The following is a 15,657-nucleotide window of genomic DNA, read 5'->3' on the forward strand; positions in this document are numbered from 1 at the left end:
TAATATAACGAGCTAGGCTCAGGTGATGGAGGATTACTATGAAACGAAAGGTTTTTAAGTTTTGGTTATATTCATACTTATTTGTATTATGTATTCCAATACTAATTACCTTGATCGTTTTGTTGCAATCACAAAGCATGTTGATCAAGGAAGTGCGTAAATCGAATGATGTACTGCTTAATCAGGTACAGCAATTTATTGATAATCAAGTGACCGATATTAGGCGTCTGGGTACTCAGCTTTCATTTGAGCCGACTATCATTAGCCATTTGAATCGAGATACCTTTAATACGGCAGAAGCTAGATTAGCTAATATAAATATTATATCTACATTAAGATCGTTTACATTTGCTAATGGTAATATTACAGATACCTATATTTATCTAAATGCGAACGATCATGCTATTACAACCGGGACTTATTTGTCGGCAGATGATTTATTTGATCGGTTGCACAAAAACTCTGGAGTGAGCTATGAGCGATGGCTAGAGAGGATTAGGCAAGCGGATCATGGTACTTTTCTAGCATTGAATGAAGCTGAGGAGCAGTACCAAAATTCCTTAGTCTATATGCAGTCCTTGCCGCTACAGGAGTATAATAAGTCTCCCGGTACGTTAGCAGTCATACTTAATGAGGAACGATTTTTTACAGCTATTTCTCAAATTGGCCTAGCTAACAATAGCATTGTATATGTTTTGGATCGCGACGGCAATATTGTAATGAAAACAGGAACGAAGTCAAAATTAGCTGCGTTGCCTCTGGATCGAATGGTTGGATCAAGAGGTTTCTTACTTGAGTCGATTCAAGGTGATAATGTGGCTATTTCCTATGTGAAATCTGATGATACCGAGTGGACTTATATTTCGGTCATGCCTAAGCAGGTATATTTGGCCAAAGTATCAATGCTAAAGACTTTAATCTATGTATCCATATTGCTATGTCTAGGGCTTGGCGGCTTTATCGCCTTTTGGATGACTAGAAAAAACTATGCGCCCATTCAGAATATGATGAATTTTGTTTCAACCAAAGTGAAAATAAATCTGAAGTCCATGCCGAATGAGTTTGCGATATTGCAATCGTTTATGACAGAAAGTGCGGCTATTCAGGATGAGGCCAATAAACAGTTAGAGGAGCAGCGAATCGTGCTGCGCAATCAATTTCTTACTCGTCTGCTCAAGGGTAGAGTGGATACTGCCTCTGCACTTTTCCATGCGATTGAAGCACATAATTTGCGGTTTAAGACAGATCATTTTGCGGTGCTACTTGTACAAATCGAAGATTTTTCACCATTGTTTCAGGCGAATCATGGTTTGGACCGGGAGAAGAAATATCAATTTGTGTATTTGATTATTACGAATATATTGGAGGAGCTGCTAGCTAGCTCTCATGATGTTTATTTTACTGAAATTGATGGCATGATTGCTTGTTTAATTAATACTGACATTAGTAAGAAGGATGTTAAAAAGCAACTGCTTCAAATGGTTGCCGAGGCTAAAAGCTTTATAGAGGAAAGATTTTTTGTGCGTTTCACAGCTGGCGTAAGTTCTATTCATCCGCTGTGGTCCTCAATAGCTAAATGCTATGAAGAGGCTTCGGAATCGCTTGAATACAAGCTGGTACTAGGCTCAAATCAAATTATAGCGTTCGAATCAATTAAGCATCCGAAAAATGAATATTACTATCCACTAGATTTGGAACGACAAATTATTAATTATATCGGTACTGGTGAGTATGAAGAAGCTGCCGAAACATTGCAAAAGGTGCTCATTGCTAATTTTGCTGAGGGAACATTATCACTTCAGATGGGTAAGTTGCTTATGTTTGAATTGCTCGGCACGATGCTTAAAGCAGTTGAGCAATATCAGCTTGGCACGCGAGAAATCGCAGACGTCAAATCTGAGCTTGTCACACATATTTCGCATTGTGAGACAATGGCCGAGATGGAGGAAGCGATTCTTACTTTCTTGAAAACAATATGTGATTATTTGCAACAAAAGAAAAAAAGTCATAATACCGATTTGAAAAGTCGTATTGTTGAACATGTTTTGAACAATATTAGTGATCTAAATATTAGCTTAACTAGCATTGGACTCGTGTTCGATATTAATCCGACTTATTTATCGCGTTTTTTCAAGGAGCAGACGGGCGAGAACTTTATCGATTTTATTAATCAACGCAGGGTTGAGCGAGCGAAGCAGTTTTTACTAGACAGTGAAGAGGCCATTCATATGATAGCAGAGCAATGTGGATTTGCTAATAGTCAGTCGCTATTGCGGGTATTTAAGAAGTATGAGGGTGTTACCCCAGGCCAATTTAGAAAGAGCAGAATAGATGATGAGCTAGCAAATTAGATCTTGATTTTAGCTTATTAAAGGGATCTGGAAAAAGCGAGAGGATGAATCGAAATGTCAAATACATTAAAAACAACAACGAAATGGCAAGAAGCTATTGAGGATGCGGTCCTTAAAACAAAGAATAACTTGAATAAATATGGGAGTAAATTTCCTCATATTACGAATGAAAAGAATTATAACTGGTCGGATAATAACGATTGGATTGAGGGTTTTTATACGGGCATGGCCTGGCTGTGTTATGAATTCAGTAAGGATGAATTTTTTCGCCATCAAGCAAAATCGCAAATCGAGAGCTTTGACGGGCGTTTGCATGAGAAGCATTGCATAGACCACCACGATATCGGCTTTCTATACGGCTTGTCCGCTTTTGCAGGATGGGTTGTCGAGAGGGACGAGAAGCACAAAGAACTTACGCTTCGGGCTGCAAATCACCTTGTAGGAAGGTGGCGGGAGAATGCGGGACTCATTCAGGCTTGGGGACCAGAGGGCGATCCCAATAACGGCGGTCGTATTATCATTGATTGTCTGATGAACTTACCGCTGCTTTTCTGGGCGTCGGAGGTAACGGGAAATCAGCTTTATGCAGAAATCGCCATAAAGCATGCAGAGCTTTCAAGGCGATTTCTGGTCAGAGGAGATGACTCCTCCTACCATACGTTTTATTTTGACCCAAGTAACGGAGATGCAATAAGAGGCGGAACGGCGCAAGGATATCGCGACGGCTCAACTTGGACTCGTGGACAGGCTTGGGGCATATATGGATTTGCCCTTTCGTATAAATACACGGGCAACAACGATTTTTTGGAAACGGCGAAACGGCTGGCCAATTATTTTATAGATAGAATTCCGGAAGACGGAATCGTATATTGGGATTTTGATGTTCCCGTTACGGAAACAACGAGCCGTGACAGCTCTGCCTCTGCGATAGCTGTATGTGGCATGATGGAACTGCTTGACCACCTTGAAGCAAGTGATGAGTTTCGCGCGAAGCTGTCTAGCGCAATTCAAACAACGATGAATGCGCTTGTGGAATGGTGTTCAACGAAAGGGGAAGAAGTGGATGGTTTGATTGATCATGGGTCGTATTCTGTTAGTGGAAATTATGGTTTAGACGGCTATATGATCTGGGGAGATTATTTTTATCTGGAAGCGCTTCTGCGTTTGGAAAAAGGGATCCCAGGATATTGGTACGAAAGAAATTAATGGTCATTAATTACAATCTCAAATGCTTGGGGTTTCAACAGAGATTATACCAACGTTATTACAGCCAGTGAATAAGAAAATGCCGATGTTGTGAAAACAATCGGCATTTTCTTTTGAAAAATGAATAATTTAGTTTGATGGTCAATGATATGTTGAATCAGAGGAAACTAGAGCACGAGCATATGTGGAGAATAAATCAACACCCTTCGGGGTGTTTTTTTTGCTTTGTTAAGCGGATACTTTATCGATTAGCAACTTTTAACATCGTTAGCTTAGACTCTCATTTTGTCGTATTTAACTTTTTTTGAATTAATGCCTGATTTATAATCAGTAAGGCCCTACATAAGGCGTCTTGGTTACATTTACATTAATGTGGGAATCAAATCCATTCCCTAGTGATACGGTTTAGTCTTTTTGTTGTTTTGGGATAGTGAAAAGAAAAATTCGTAATGAGAGACTATTATTATATTATAAATGAGCTTCCACAGGGAGCTCTTTTTTCTATTCCCCAATAAATTAACACTGTGAATTCTATTAAATACATTGCATAGGAATGTCTCCCTTCACAATAGATTTGTCCCGTTATGTTTCAGATACAGCTCTATTATGATTAACCTAATCTCTTACATAGCGATGGCTAATGTATTGGATAACGGAATGGCACCATGTTTTCTCAAGACAGAAAAAGCATTGCAACCAGGGTAGTAAGACATAGCCACCACATGACTAAGCAATTAGATGGAGGTGAATTGCTGAGATATCCACCTGAATCATTAAGTCATTTTTAATATTTATGTATGCGCTTAATAAAGAACAAATATGGGTGTTTGAACATTGAAAACTTAAACAGAGTAGAAAAGTGAAATTAATATCGATGGAAAGAAATACAGAGATTTAAACGGCAAAGGTACTCTCGATACTTATGAGAACCAAGAGAAATCAAGAGTCCGGTATATTAATTGGAATGCAAGCTATGCGATAAATACGGACGGCGTTCTACTAAGAATTGATATTTTCGATCTTTCAACAATGGCTAATTAAATTTGTAATTGAGAAGCAGGGGAGCGCGAAGCCGTTCCTCCTGTCTCTATTAAGGGAGGAACCTTCATCGTGAGACAAAAATCGTATTTGCTCAGCTTAATTTTATTCATGTGCTTCGTATATGTGCCTCCTCTGGTTACGTATGCGGATGCCGCGCCTTCCTTTACTTTAAACGTGACTAACAGCCAGGTAGCGTTAGGCAATGAGCTACAGATTACCGTTACCGGTAATGATTTACGTGATGTGTATGGATATGAATTTAGTCTCGAATTTGATCAAACCATGCTGGAATATAAGGGAGTTCAAGGCGGCATATCCAGTGGATTCTCAATCAAACCCATGATTGAAGGTAATCAATTGCGATTTGCAAGTACTAAGTTACACAAAGTAGCGGGTGAGAGCGGCTCCTTAAATCTAGCGACTATTACGTTCAAAACGATTCGACAAGGAAGCACTACACTTGAGTTGAAATCTGTTCAAACGGTGGATAGCCAGTTGACCGGTCATATATATCTTCCAGATGCGAAGGTGAGAGCGTCGATTGCTAGCGGCAATTCAGGAGATTCAGGTTCTGGAGGTACGGGAACTGTTGTAAATCCTCCAATTGATCAGTCAACACCTGGAATACTAAACCCGGATGTGAAGATGAATTCTGCAACGAAAACGGCAACTGCAATTGTAACCCAGACAGCCTGGGATAAGGCACTCGAGCAGATAGCAGCCAATGAAAAAGGAGTAAAAAATATAGAGATTGTCATTAAAGAAGTACTTGGTGCAACAGCATATGAATTGGAATTACCGACGTCCGCTTTCGCAGCTAATGGAGGTTTGGTCCAAATAAAGGTAACTTCGCCGCTGGGGACTATTTTAATAACCAATAAAATGTTTAAAGTAGGTGAAATAACTTCTAATAGCATACGGTTGAGGATCGGAAAATTCGATACCAGTGAACTAAACCAAGCTGTAGGGAAGCAAATTGGAGATCGACCTGTTAGAGACATAAGCCTATATAGCGGTGACAAAAAAATATCTTGGAATAACCCGGATGCCCCCGTAACGGTAGTCGTGCCCTATACACCGAACACAGAGGAATTAAAGAACTCTGAGCACATCGTTGTATGGTATTTAAACGAAGAGGGGAAAGTGGTTCCCGTTCCTAACGGCAGGTATGATGCCACTACGGGCGCAGTCATTTTCTCGACTACACATTTAAGCAAGTACGCAGTAGCATTTGTTCAAAAAACATTTGGCGATATTGCTGCTTTGGATTGGGCAAAAAACCAGATTGAGGTCCTGGCCTCCAAAGGGATTATCAACGGTATCTCCGACAAGGCGTTTGCCCCTCGTCAGTCCGTCACACGCGCCGACTTTTTAGTCTTGTTAGTACGAACTTTAGAGGTTGACGTTAGTAAGGGAGCTGGAAGCGAATTTGCGGATGTGAAAGAAAGTGATTATTACCATGATGCTGTGAAAATCGCTAGAGGCCTCGGCATTACAGAAGGTGTAGGTAACAATATGTTCCTGCCTCACGAACCAATTACAAGGGAGGATATGATCGTATTAACAGAACGCACGCTGCGAGTGGTTAAACATATGACAACCGACTCGAATGAGGAACAATTAAGCCAATTTAAGGATCATGCCAAAATAGCAGATTATGCTGTTCGAAGCGTTGCTGTAATGGTCAAAATGGGGCTTGTTCAAGGGGCTCACGACATGATCGATCCAAAAGGAACAACGAATCGGGCTCAAGCAGCTGTTCTGATGTATAACATATATACAAATTTGTATAAGTAGGGATAAGATCACTTCTTTTAATCTTTCGACTCTAGTTCTATAACGAAAAAGATTAGATTGTATCGGAAGAGCATATTTTTTTCGGACTTTCACTTACTATATTTGCGTTTATCAGCAGCTGGTAAGGTACCAAGAGTTATACAAATGCTTAAAAATTATTCCATTTTACAATTTTGCTAGTAATAAAGGAGGTGATAATAATAAAATGATAAATCCACCTTAAGTAAACGAAGGTTATCAAGATTTTTGGTATGCGTCATTAATAGGTTACTATTTTTACTATTCGTTTTGAGGGTACTTAACAATGGACTTGTAAAGAAAATCTCAACAATGAAAGCCTAAAATGTAATGACAAACCGTATAAAATATAATTAAAGTGAGGGGAAAAATATGAATTCGATCTCGAAAAAATCTAAACCAGTTGCGTTGCTTGTACTTGGCTCGATGTTGTTATCTTCGCTTGGTTTACCAAACGCAAATGCGGCTGATGGCGTAACACAGCCTGTAATTTCTAATCATGTGAAGAATATACTCACGATTGATGGCAAGAAATACAAAGATTTAAACGGTAACGGTGAACTGGACATTTATGAAAACTGGGAGAAATCTACAGCGGAGCGCGTGACCGACCTCATTTCGCGCATGAGCGTGGCTGAGAAAGCAGGCCTCATGAATATCACCTCTAATCCTAGTGCTACCACCGTCAACGATTTCGTCCAGAATCGTAACCTACGTTACTTCATCCTACGCGACAACCCTACTGCCTTTGATATAGCTACACGGAACAACACATATCAGGAGATCGCGGAGGCCACACCGCTGGGTATCCCGATCGTATTTACCTCCAACCCGCGGAACAACATTGCAGAATCTCTCCAGTTCGGCTTCCAAGAGGCCTCTGGACAGTTCTCCTCTTGGCCAGGACCCTTGGGTATGGCGGCAACACAAGACCAAGCCCTTATCCGCGACTTCGCAGAGATCGCCCGCGAAGAGTGGCGCGCGTCCGGTATCCGGAAGATCTATGGCACCCAGGTTGAGGTCGCGACTGAGCCGCGTTGGCGCCGTATCAGCGAAACTTTCGGCGAGAGCACAGAGCTAAACTCGATGATAGCCACTGAGGTTGTTAAAGGCTTCCAAGGGGAAAAAATCAACAGTGAGTCTGTTGTCCATACCATCAAGCATTTCCCTGGTGACGGGCCTGTAGTAAGAGGTTTGGACCCGCACTTACCGCACGGTAAGTATACGCTATACCCGACGCCTGGAAGCTTACTCAAGTACCAACTTCCGCCTTTCCAGGCAGCAATTGACGCAGGGGCGAGCTCGATCATGTCCTTCTACAACGTTCCTAGCAACGAGAGTGCCGATCAACTCCCGAAAGCGCTTTGGTACTCTGAAACCGAGCAGTTCGAACAGGTGGCAGGTGCCTACAACAAGGGCATCATCAACGACCTATTGCGGAACACGATGGGCTTCAAAGGTTACGTGAACAGTGATAGCGGCGTGCTGGCCGGCATGGCTTATGGTGTGGAGAGCCTGTCGATCGAGGAAAAGTTCGCTAAGGCGGTCCGCGCCGGGACGAGCATATTCTCTGACAGCAACAACCCGAGCGGACTCATCTCAGCGGTTAACACGGGTGTGCTCAATGAAGAGGAGCTCACGCCTCATTTGACGCTTCTTCTTACGGAGATATTCGATCTTGGACTGTTCGAGAATCCATACGTTGACCCGGCTGCGGCTCAGGCGATCGCAGACTCATCTGTAAACCAGGCACGGGCCGACGAGGCTCACCGCCAGTCGGTTACGCTCCTGCGCAACGATAAAGGACTTCTGCCTCTGACGGATGCAAAACTCGCCACTACGAAGCTGTACGTCGAGGTTTTCAACGGTACAAACAGTGCCGCTCAGACTGTTTTAATGAAGGAACTCATCACTAAAGAGGATCCGTCGGTGAAAATTGTCAATACGCTCGAGGAGGCAAACGCAGCCCTCGTGGTGTTACGTCCGAAACCATACGAATACCCTGACCTCTCCACAGTGGAGATCCGGTTAGGCACAAACACTGGTATCGACGTTGCTCGTGTCAAACAGATCGAGGCGGCTGTTCCAACTGCTCTCGTAATCAACATGACCAATCCTTGGGTTATCAACGAGGTTGAGCCCGGTGCTGCAGCTGTCGTAGCAACCTACAGCGTCAAGGGAGAAGCTCTGCTCGACGTACTGCGCGGGCGCTTTAACCCTACAGGTAAGCTGCCGATCACCGTCCCAGCTAGCCAAGAGGCAGTAGAGAAAAACGCACCGGACGTACCAGGCTACGCCGAAACGTTCGACTATACTTATACGAATGCAGTTGGTGACGACTACACATTTGGTTTTGGATTATCTTATGCAGCAAACACTTCTGACATTAGTGCTACGCTAACCGGAGAATCATCTGTAACGGCTGACAAAGCCTTTAACTTGAACTTTGGTCTGAATAAAGTAGCTCAAAATGTGTATGCGCAAGAGCTTACTCTTAATTTAGATCCGGCTAAATTGGACTTTGTCGATGTAACTTCTTTGAAAACAGGCCTGGAAGTCATCAGTAAAGAGGTGAAGGCGCCAGGGAAAGTAAGAATTATATTCGCGAGCCTGGGGGCAGGGAATGTGATTAATTCGGATGGCGATCTATTAAGCTTCCAGTTTAAAGCAAAATCGAATGCACAGATAGCTACTACTGATGTTAAGCTAACTAATGTTATTTTGGCTGATGGAAAAGGTGTTGAAACACCGCTTGCTGACGCTTCCAAAAGTATAAACATTGGTTACATTAAAGGCGACCTGAATGGCGATGGTAAAGTGTCCATTGGTGACCTAGGCATAGTTGCCGTAGCATTCGGTAAGACAGACAAAAGTTCCGACTGGGCTGACTATAAGGCAGCGGATGTAAATACGGATGGAAAAATTGATATTTCCGATCTCTCCACTGTTGCACAATTAATCGAATAAATGTGAAGCAAAGGGATCCCGGTACGTTTTTTATTTAAAACTAAGCTCCTCCTACATTCGTAGGAGGGCACTGAAAAACTGTTGATTTAATAAAATCCAATGATTTTAGGGATGCATATATGTCTCCCTGAACGCAAAACGAGCCCTAGAAGCGATCCTAGAGGCTCGTTTTTCTTTGAATGTTCTATTGTTCTCAATAAACGGGACTTTTTCAGTGGCTGTTTCCATTCGTAAGGGGGGCTATTCAATTGAATAAGTTTGTGAATACATCTCGATACTTTAGTGAAATATGCAAGAAAAACACCGACTGGACACCTTCATAATTTTAGCAGTTCTATCAAAAATAGAAAGAAAGATAATCGGAATCCCCCCCTTCTCAATAGGTTTATCCCATTATGTCTTTGGCGCATGTTAATTATAATTACTCTTATAACCAGCTATTCAAACGCCGAAGGGGTTGAAGCATTCATGATTAATAAAATAAACAAAATAAGTATGTTGACTGTAGGCATGATTCTTGCTCTGACTTTGAGCGCATGTTCTTCAGGTGGAGGAAATACGACGAATTCACCTAAGGGGACAAACGAGACATCGCCAAAGTCCTCCAGTGCAGCAACTAACGAGGGAACAAGTGATGCACCGAATGTTAAGCTTAACTATTGGACAGAGGATCGGCATGATTTGAACTATATTCAAGAGGTTGTTCAAAGGTTTAACGAAACGAATAAAAATAACATTGAAGTAGAATTGAAAGGGCTTTCTGAAAACTATAATCAGTCTGTGGACATTGCATTCGCCAGTAAACAAGCACCTGACATTATTAGAACAACACCAAACAACTTTATACCTTTTGTCAAAAAAGGGTATCTGGAACCTTTGAATGATTACATGAATGCGGAAATGGACGCTAAATTTGCTGGGGCGCTGATCGACAAGTCAAATATGATGGATGGACAAATCTATTCTCTTCCAAACTACGGGTATTCAAGCAGACTCATTTACAATGTAGATTTATTTGAGAAAGCTGGCATTGCTAGCCCTCCTAAGACTTTGAGTGAAATGGTAGAGGTTGCTAAGAAACTTACTGAGGCTGGCAAAGAAACCGGGGCTTACGGCTTTGCAATTAACTTTAAAGGTGCAGATAACTCTTTTGAGAAAGCTCCGCGTTCGATCGCTGAACTCAGCGGTATTGGTGGCTATGGATACGATTTTAAAACAGGCAAATATGATTTTTCTGGATTTGCAGACATAATGACAGCATTCAAACAAATTAAGGACGATGGCAGCATGCTGCCGGGTGTTGAGGCAATGGATATTGATCCGCTTCGTGCTCAGTTTGCCGAAGGAAAGATTGGCATGTACCTCTCTATTTCCGCTGAGACGAATGTATATTTAGAACAGTTCCCTGCGAAGATCAACTGGGCCGCAGCGCTGCCGCCAACGATTAGCGGTGAGATTAAAGGAGTAGCGGGTTATTGGAAGACAGGTCCTTGGCTTTCGATTAGCAGTCAGACAAAAAACAAAAAAGAAGCTTGGCAGTTCTTAGCGTATATGTATAGCGACGAAGTGCTGCAAACCTATTATGAGGATGGTTATGGCTTATCCCTTCTTCCTGACATTATTGCGAAGTCCAAAAAACCAGAAGTTCCTGGAATCGAAGGATTCCTTCCGACACAATATGATGGCATTTGGCCAATTTCTCCGAAAGTTACGGTGGAAGGAACAGACTTTCCAAACCTATTCATTAAATACACGATCAGCGGCGGCGACTTAGATAAGATGATCGAAGATGTAAATACGCGATATAATACGGCGCTTGATAAAGCTAGAGCAAGCGGAGACGTGACGACGGAAGCGATGCCGGACTTTGATGCGAAAAGCATGCAAGGTATGTTAACTAAATAATACTTCTATTATATGAATCCTGCAAAGAAGGATAGGAGCATCTCGTTTGCCCTATCCTTGTTATTTAAGGAGATGAAATTGAACATGACGAGCCTACGCAAATTAGGAGAATCCTACTCATTTATTATTCCCAGCCTTATATTCACCGTAGTGCTAGGTATTTATCCGATTCTGTGGGCTATTAGATATATGTTTTATAGCTATCCAGGATATGGGGAAGAAGTATTTATCGGTTTTGGTAACTTTGCTGCTTTAATGAGGGATGAAAACTATTGGAACTCTGTTGTAAATACGGCTATCTATGCTACGGGTAAAATTATAATCACGATTCCGTTATCATTAATTTTAGCGGTAATATTAAATAAAGGACTTAAAGGTAAAATTTTTTTAAGAGCGATTTATTTTATGCCAACAGTGCTGAGTACTGCGGTAATCTCCATCGTCTTTTTTAACATCTTCAACTCTTATAACGGGGTAATAAACCAGTTTCTAATGAAATATCACATTGTTTCCAAAGGGATCGACTGGTTGGGTCCAGATATGGCCATGATCACATCTATTATCGTTGCGATATGGGGTGCTATTGGAAACTACATGCTGCTATTTCTAGCTGGTTTGCAAAACATTTCAGACGACGTATATGAGAGTGCTTCATTAGATGGGGCGAACGCTAGACAAAAGTTTTTCTTTATTACGATTCCTATGCTAGGGCCAGTGCTGCAAATGATTATTATGCTGGCAATCACCATATCATTAAAGGGTTACGAAAGTATTATGGTCTTAACGGAGGGAGGTCCGATTGGACGAACAGAAGTGATGTATCTTTATGTATATCGGATGTTCTTTCCGATTTCGTCCAGTTCCACAATGATTCAACAGATCGGCTACGGCAGTGCTGTAGGCTTTATGTCTGCCGTAATTGTTGGATTAATTACACTCGGTTATTTCTGGATATCGAAACGTTTAAACCGTATTTTCTAGCTTAGGAGGTTAGCCGTAATGAATACTGCATCAGCAACTAATATCGCTCCAAAAACTAAAGTTGGCAGGAGTGTGAAACGTTTATTTTCCGGACTAATCGTTTGGGCATTTCTAACGATAATTGCGATATTCACCGTATTTCCAGTACTGGTTACGATATTTGGCTCCTTCAAAACGAATGCAGAGCTAACAGCGGGTGCGACTATTCTTCCAAGCGTTTGGCATTTTTCTAATTACTTGGATGCTTGGAAGCAAGCAGACTTTGCTAAATTCACTTGGAATAGTATTTTTATTAGTACGTTCACAACAATTGGCACATTGTTTCTTGCTTCTATGGCAGCCTATGCTGTGGATCGTAGAAATTTTTTCGGTAAAAGCTTCTATGTTGCACTTCAAGCCGCGACTATGTTCATATCAATTGGCGCCGTTGTGATCCGCCCTCAATTTGAACTTATGGTAAAATTAAATCTGAATTCCTCGTTATGGGGGATCATATTTATACTAATTAGTGCCCATGCGACGACCTTCTTTATTCTCATTGGGTTCTTCAAAGGAATTCCTCGGGATTTGGATGAGGCCGCTTACATTGATGGATGTAATTTCTTTTCAGTGTACTGGCGAATTATTCTTCCTTTATTGAAGCCGGGCTTAGGCGTAGCTGCATTGTTCGCTTTCCGTAACGCTTGGAATGAGTACATTCTCCCGCTTGTTTTTACGATGACGAACCCTAAATTACAAACGTTGACGGTTGGTTTAGCGGATTTGCGATATGGTACTACGGCAGCAACCCAAACCCATCTCATTATGGCGGGTGCGTGCCTATCAATTTTGCCGATTCTAGTCGTCTATGTTCTGGCTAATAAGTCTTTTATGCAGGTAACAGGCGGTTCTGTCAAAGGTTAGCCGCTTGGATATGATGAGTTCAACCAATAGAGTTAGTTTCAGAGCTAAAACACAAACCTTATTTCGGTGATACATTCGACGATTGATGCGATTGACCTCTCAAGTAGGCAAAGTGTTGGTGAGATCCATGCCTTTTGCATTCAAATTATGTTTATGTTAAGCCAAAACATTCAGAGCTTTAGCAGTGCTAAATCGGATTTTGATGGAAAGCTATACCCTTCGATAAGAGCTCTTTTATTGACAACAAATGTACATTTCAGTAAATTGTTTAAAAGTTCGACGGGTATGACACCGAAGGAGTTTAAGAAAATGAACCTTTAACTCTAAATCTTAGGCGTTTACGATCAGCGCAAAAACGATTATGAATTGCACAACCGTCAGTAGGCAGATGTGTGTTTATTTCTTGGTAGGTTAAAGAGTGATTGTGAAAAAATCAGATTCAAAGACGGAGGTGATGTACTTTACAACTAAATACCCAAATGCCAGGGGAGGATTCGATATTTTAGTATATGAAAAGCCGAAGGTGGTATCATCTGGTAGTAAATAGTCGGATTGAGAATAAAGGTACTACGGTTGTTCTCCTGGGAATAGCGGATTAGTATTGACATTTACTTACATGTAATCTACAATGAAATGTAAGTAAGTACTTGCATTGAGGGGGTGAATTCTTGAGTGTAAATCCCACTACTAGCGAAAAAATATTGCTGGCAACTATCAACCTCATGGCAGAAATGGGATATGACGGCACAACGACCAAAGAAATCGCGCTAGCTGCAGGAGTGAACGAAGTCACTTTATTTCGGCATTTTGGAACGAAAGAAAAACTTCTTGAGGCAGCCTTCAGCCAATTCCACTATGGCAATGAGATGACTAAGCTTTTTAACGAGGGTCTTACAGGAAATTTGTATGAGGATCTGTTCATAGTGAGTCGAACGTATCATAACATAATGAACCGAAACAGAAAACTAATTTCAATTGCGCTTAAAGGAAGCAGTACTCTACCTGACTCTGTTCTACAAGAGGCTTCTCGCAACCCAAAGCACTTGAAAAGTTTGCTTGCTGATTATCTAATTACAATGTCATTAGAAGGCAAAGTGGTCTCCTCAAATCCTGAAATCCAAGCATTATCATTTATGTGGATGAATTATGGGGCTTTCATCAGTAGACTAAATGCCAAAGAAGCAGTATCGGAAGATACGCTTGATGAATTTATTGAAGAAAGCGTACGTCTATTTGCCAAGGCACTTAGTCCTTAATTATTGGTTTCGCTAAGAGCAGCTCCGAAGGGGGCTTTTTTTAGAATAAGAATGAAAGTAAGTGCTTGCATTCAGTAAGTGAGATAATAAAATCTATTAAAGGAAAGGTGAGATGTTCAATGGTTAAACGATCTTTTCCCTACGAAAAAAAGCGTCAACAAGTGCTTGGTCTAGAGATGAGCTATATAGACGAAGGTAGTGGCGATCCGATTGTCTTCTTACATGGCAACCCTACTTCCTCCTATCTCTGGCGTGAAATTCTTCCTTTTGCTCAAGATTTCGGTCGTTGCATTGCTCCTGACCTCATAGGTATGGGCGATTCCGAGAAAATTTCCGATAGTGGCTCCGACTCTTACACCTTTGTAGAAAATCGTCGTTATCTCGATGCCCTTTTGGATCAACTTGGTGTTCGCAAACGCGTTACTTTTGTGGTGCATGATTGGGGGTCGGCCCTTGGATTTGATTGGGCGTATCGTCATCCGGAAGCCGTTAAAGGAATCGCCTATATGGAGGGAATCATAAAACCACGTAGTTGGAGTGAACTCCCGGATCGGGGACGGAAAATTTTCAAGGCATTACGATCCGAGGAAGGTGAACAGATGGTTTTAGAAAACAACTCTTTCATTGAGACTAATCTTCCAATCGGCATTTTACGAAAGTTGACGGAGGAAGAAATGACTGAGTATCGTCGGCCATTCTCACTGCCTGGAGAAAGCCGCCGCCCGACATTAACCTGGCCGCGACAACTTCCGTTTGATGGAGATCCGGCTGATGTAACGGACATTGTTACCACGTACGGGAAGTGGTTGGCACAGAGCTTGGTTCCGAAACTCTTCGTCAACTGTGATCCAGGTACTATGCCGACATCTCATATTGAGTTCTGCCGTACCTGGCCAATGCAAACGGAGATTACCGTCCGTGGACTTCATTATCCCCAAGAAGATTCACCTCATGAAATTGGCGAGGCACTTACTGCCTGGTTAGCGAATTTAACATAGTAGATAAGAGCCTTCAATTGCTCATTAGTTTTCTCATGCTAATGAATGGTATTATTGGGTCAGCGACTTGGTGTCGGATGACAAGAATATGAGCTGATTTATTACCGCGTAAATCGCGGTTTTTTTGTTTTATTGGTAGGTATTTTTGTCAAAATGGATTGTCATGAGTATATACCGATAGCTAATTAGGTCCTAGAATGTTTTGGATAGATACAAGAAAAAAACAACCCTAAT

General features: G+C 41.7%; 9 protein-coding genes. All 9 read left to right on the plus strand.

Annotation, left to right across the window (positions count from 1 at the left end; genetic code table 11):
- The first annotated feature begins 38 nt into the window (after positions 1–38).
- The 9 genes from AC0YOD_RS08030 (at position 39) to AC0YOD_RS08070 (ending at position 15,423) form a co-directional block, all read left to right on the plus strand.
- Positions 39–2,351, plus strand: a complete 2,313-nt coding sequence (locus tag AC0YOD_RS08030) for a helix-turn-helix domain-containing protein (protein ID WP_475798751.1) — start codon at positions 39–41, stop codon at positions 2,349–2,351.
- Positions 2,352–2,405: 54 nt separating this feature from the next.
- The gene (locus AC0YOD_RS08035) at positions 2,406–3,557 is read left to right on the plus strand and encodes a glycoside hydrolase family 88 protein (RefSeq protein ID WP_475798752.1); all 1,152 of its coding nucleotides are present in this window, start codon (positions 2,406–2,408) and stop codon (positions 3,555–3,557) included.
- Between the two features lie 1,110 nt (positions 3,558–4,667).
- On the plus strand, positions 4,668–6,395 hold the full coding sequence (locus AC0YOD_RS08040; protein WP_475798753.1) for an S-layer homology domain-containing protein: 1,728 nt from the start codon (positions 4,668–4,670) through the stop codon (positions 6,393–6,395).
- Positions 6,396–6,785: 390 nt separating this feature from the next.
- Positions 6,786–9,380: a glycoside hydrolase family 3 N-terminal domain-containing protein gene (locus tag AC0YOD_RS08045; protein ID WP_475798754.1), complete on the plus strand. Its 2,595-nt coding sequence runs from the start codon at positions 6,786–6,788 to the stop codon at positions 9,378–9,380.
- Between the two features lie 468 nt (positions 9,381–9,848).
- Entirely contained in the window at positions 9,849–11,285 is a 1,437-nt protein-coding gene (locus AC0YOD_RS08050; RefSeq protein ID WP_475798755.1) for an ABC transporter substrate-binding protein, read from the plus strand.
- Between the two features lie 84 nt (positions 11,286–11,369).
- Positions 11,370–12,266: a carbohydrate ABC transporter permease gene (locus AC0YOD_RS08055; protein ID WP_475798756.1), complete on the plus strand. Its 897-nt coding sequence runs from the start codon at positions 11,370–11,372 to the stop codon at positions 12,264–12,266.
- Between the two features lie 18 nt (positions 12,267–12,284).
- The gene (locus AC0YOD_RS08060; RefSeq protein WP_475798757.1) at positions 12,285–13,169 is read left to right on the plus strand and encodes a carbohydrate ABC transporter permease; all 885 of its coding nucleotides are present in this window, start codon (positions 12,285–12,287) and stop codon (positions 13,167–13,169) included.
- 668 nt (positions 13,170–13,837) lie between these two features.
- Positions 13,838–14,425, plus strand: a complete 588-nt coding sequence (locus tag AC0YOD_RS08065) for a TetR/AcrR family transcriptional regulator (protein WP_475798758.1) — start codon at positions 13,838–13,840, stop codon at positions 14,423–14,425.
- A gap of 119 nt (positions 14,426–14,544) precedes the next feature.
- Positions 14,545–15,423 carry a haloalkane dehalogenase gene (locus AC0YOD_RS08070; RefSeq protein WP_475798759.1) on the plus strand — a complete coding sequence of 293 codons (879 nt, stop codon included), beginning with the start codon at positions 14,545–14,547 and terminating at the stop codon, positions 15,421–15,423.
- The last annotated feature ends 234 nt before the right edge of the window (positions 15,424–15,657 follow it).

Source organism: Paenibacillus sp. J31P13, from assembly GCF_056269295.1.

Coding starts and splice junctions, on each gene's coding strand:
- AC0YOD_RS08030 (WP_475798751.1), top strand. CDS start 39: ATGAAACGAAAGGTTTTTAAGTTTTGGTTATATTCATACTTATTTGTA.
- AC0YOD_RS08035 (WP_475798752.1), top strand. CDS start 2,406: ATGTCAAATACATTAAAAACAACAACGAAATGGCAAGAAGCTATTGAG.
- AC0YOD_RS08045 (WP_475798754.1), top strand. CDS start 6,786: ATGAATTCGATCTCGAAAAAATCTAAACCAGTTGCGTTGCTTGTACTT.
- AC0YOD_RS08050 (WP_475798755.1), top strand. CDS start 9,849: ATGATTAATAAAATAAACAAAATAAGTATGTTGACTGTAGGCATGATT.
- AC0YOD_RS08055 (WP_475798756.1), top strand. CDS start 11,370: ATGACGAGCCTACGCAAATTAGGAGAATCCTACTCATTTATTATTCCC.
- AC0YOD_RS08060 (WP_475798757.1), top strand. CDS start 12,285: ATGAATACTGCATCAGCAACTAATATCGCTCCAAAAACTAAAGTTGGC.
- AC0YOD_RS08070 (WP_475798759.1), top strand. CDS start 14,545: ATGGTTAAACGATCTTTTCCCTACGAAAAAAAGCGTCAACAAGTGCTT.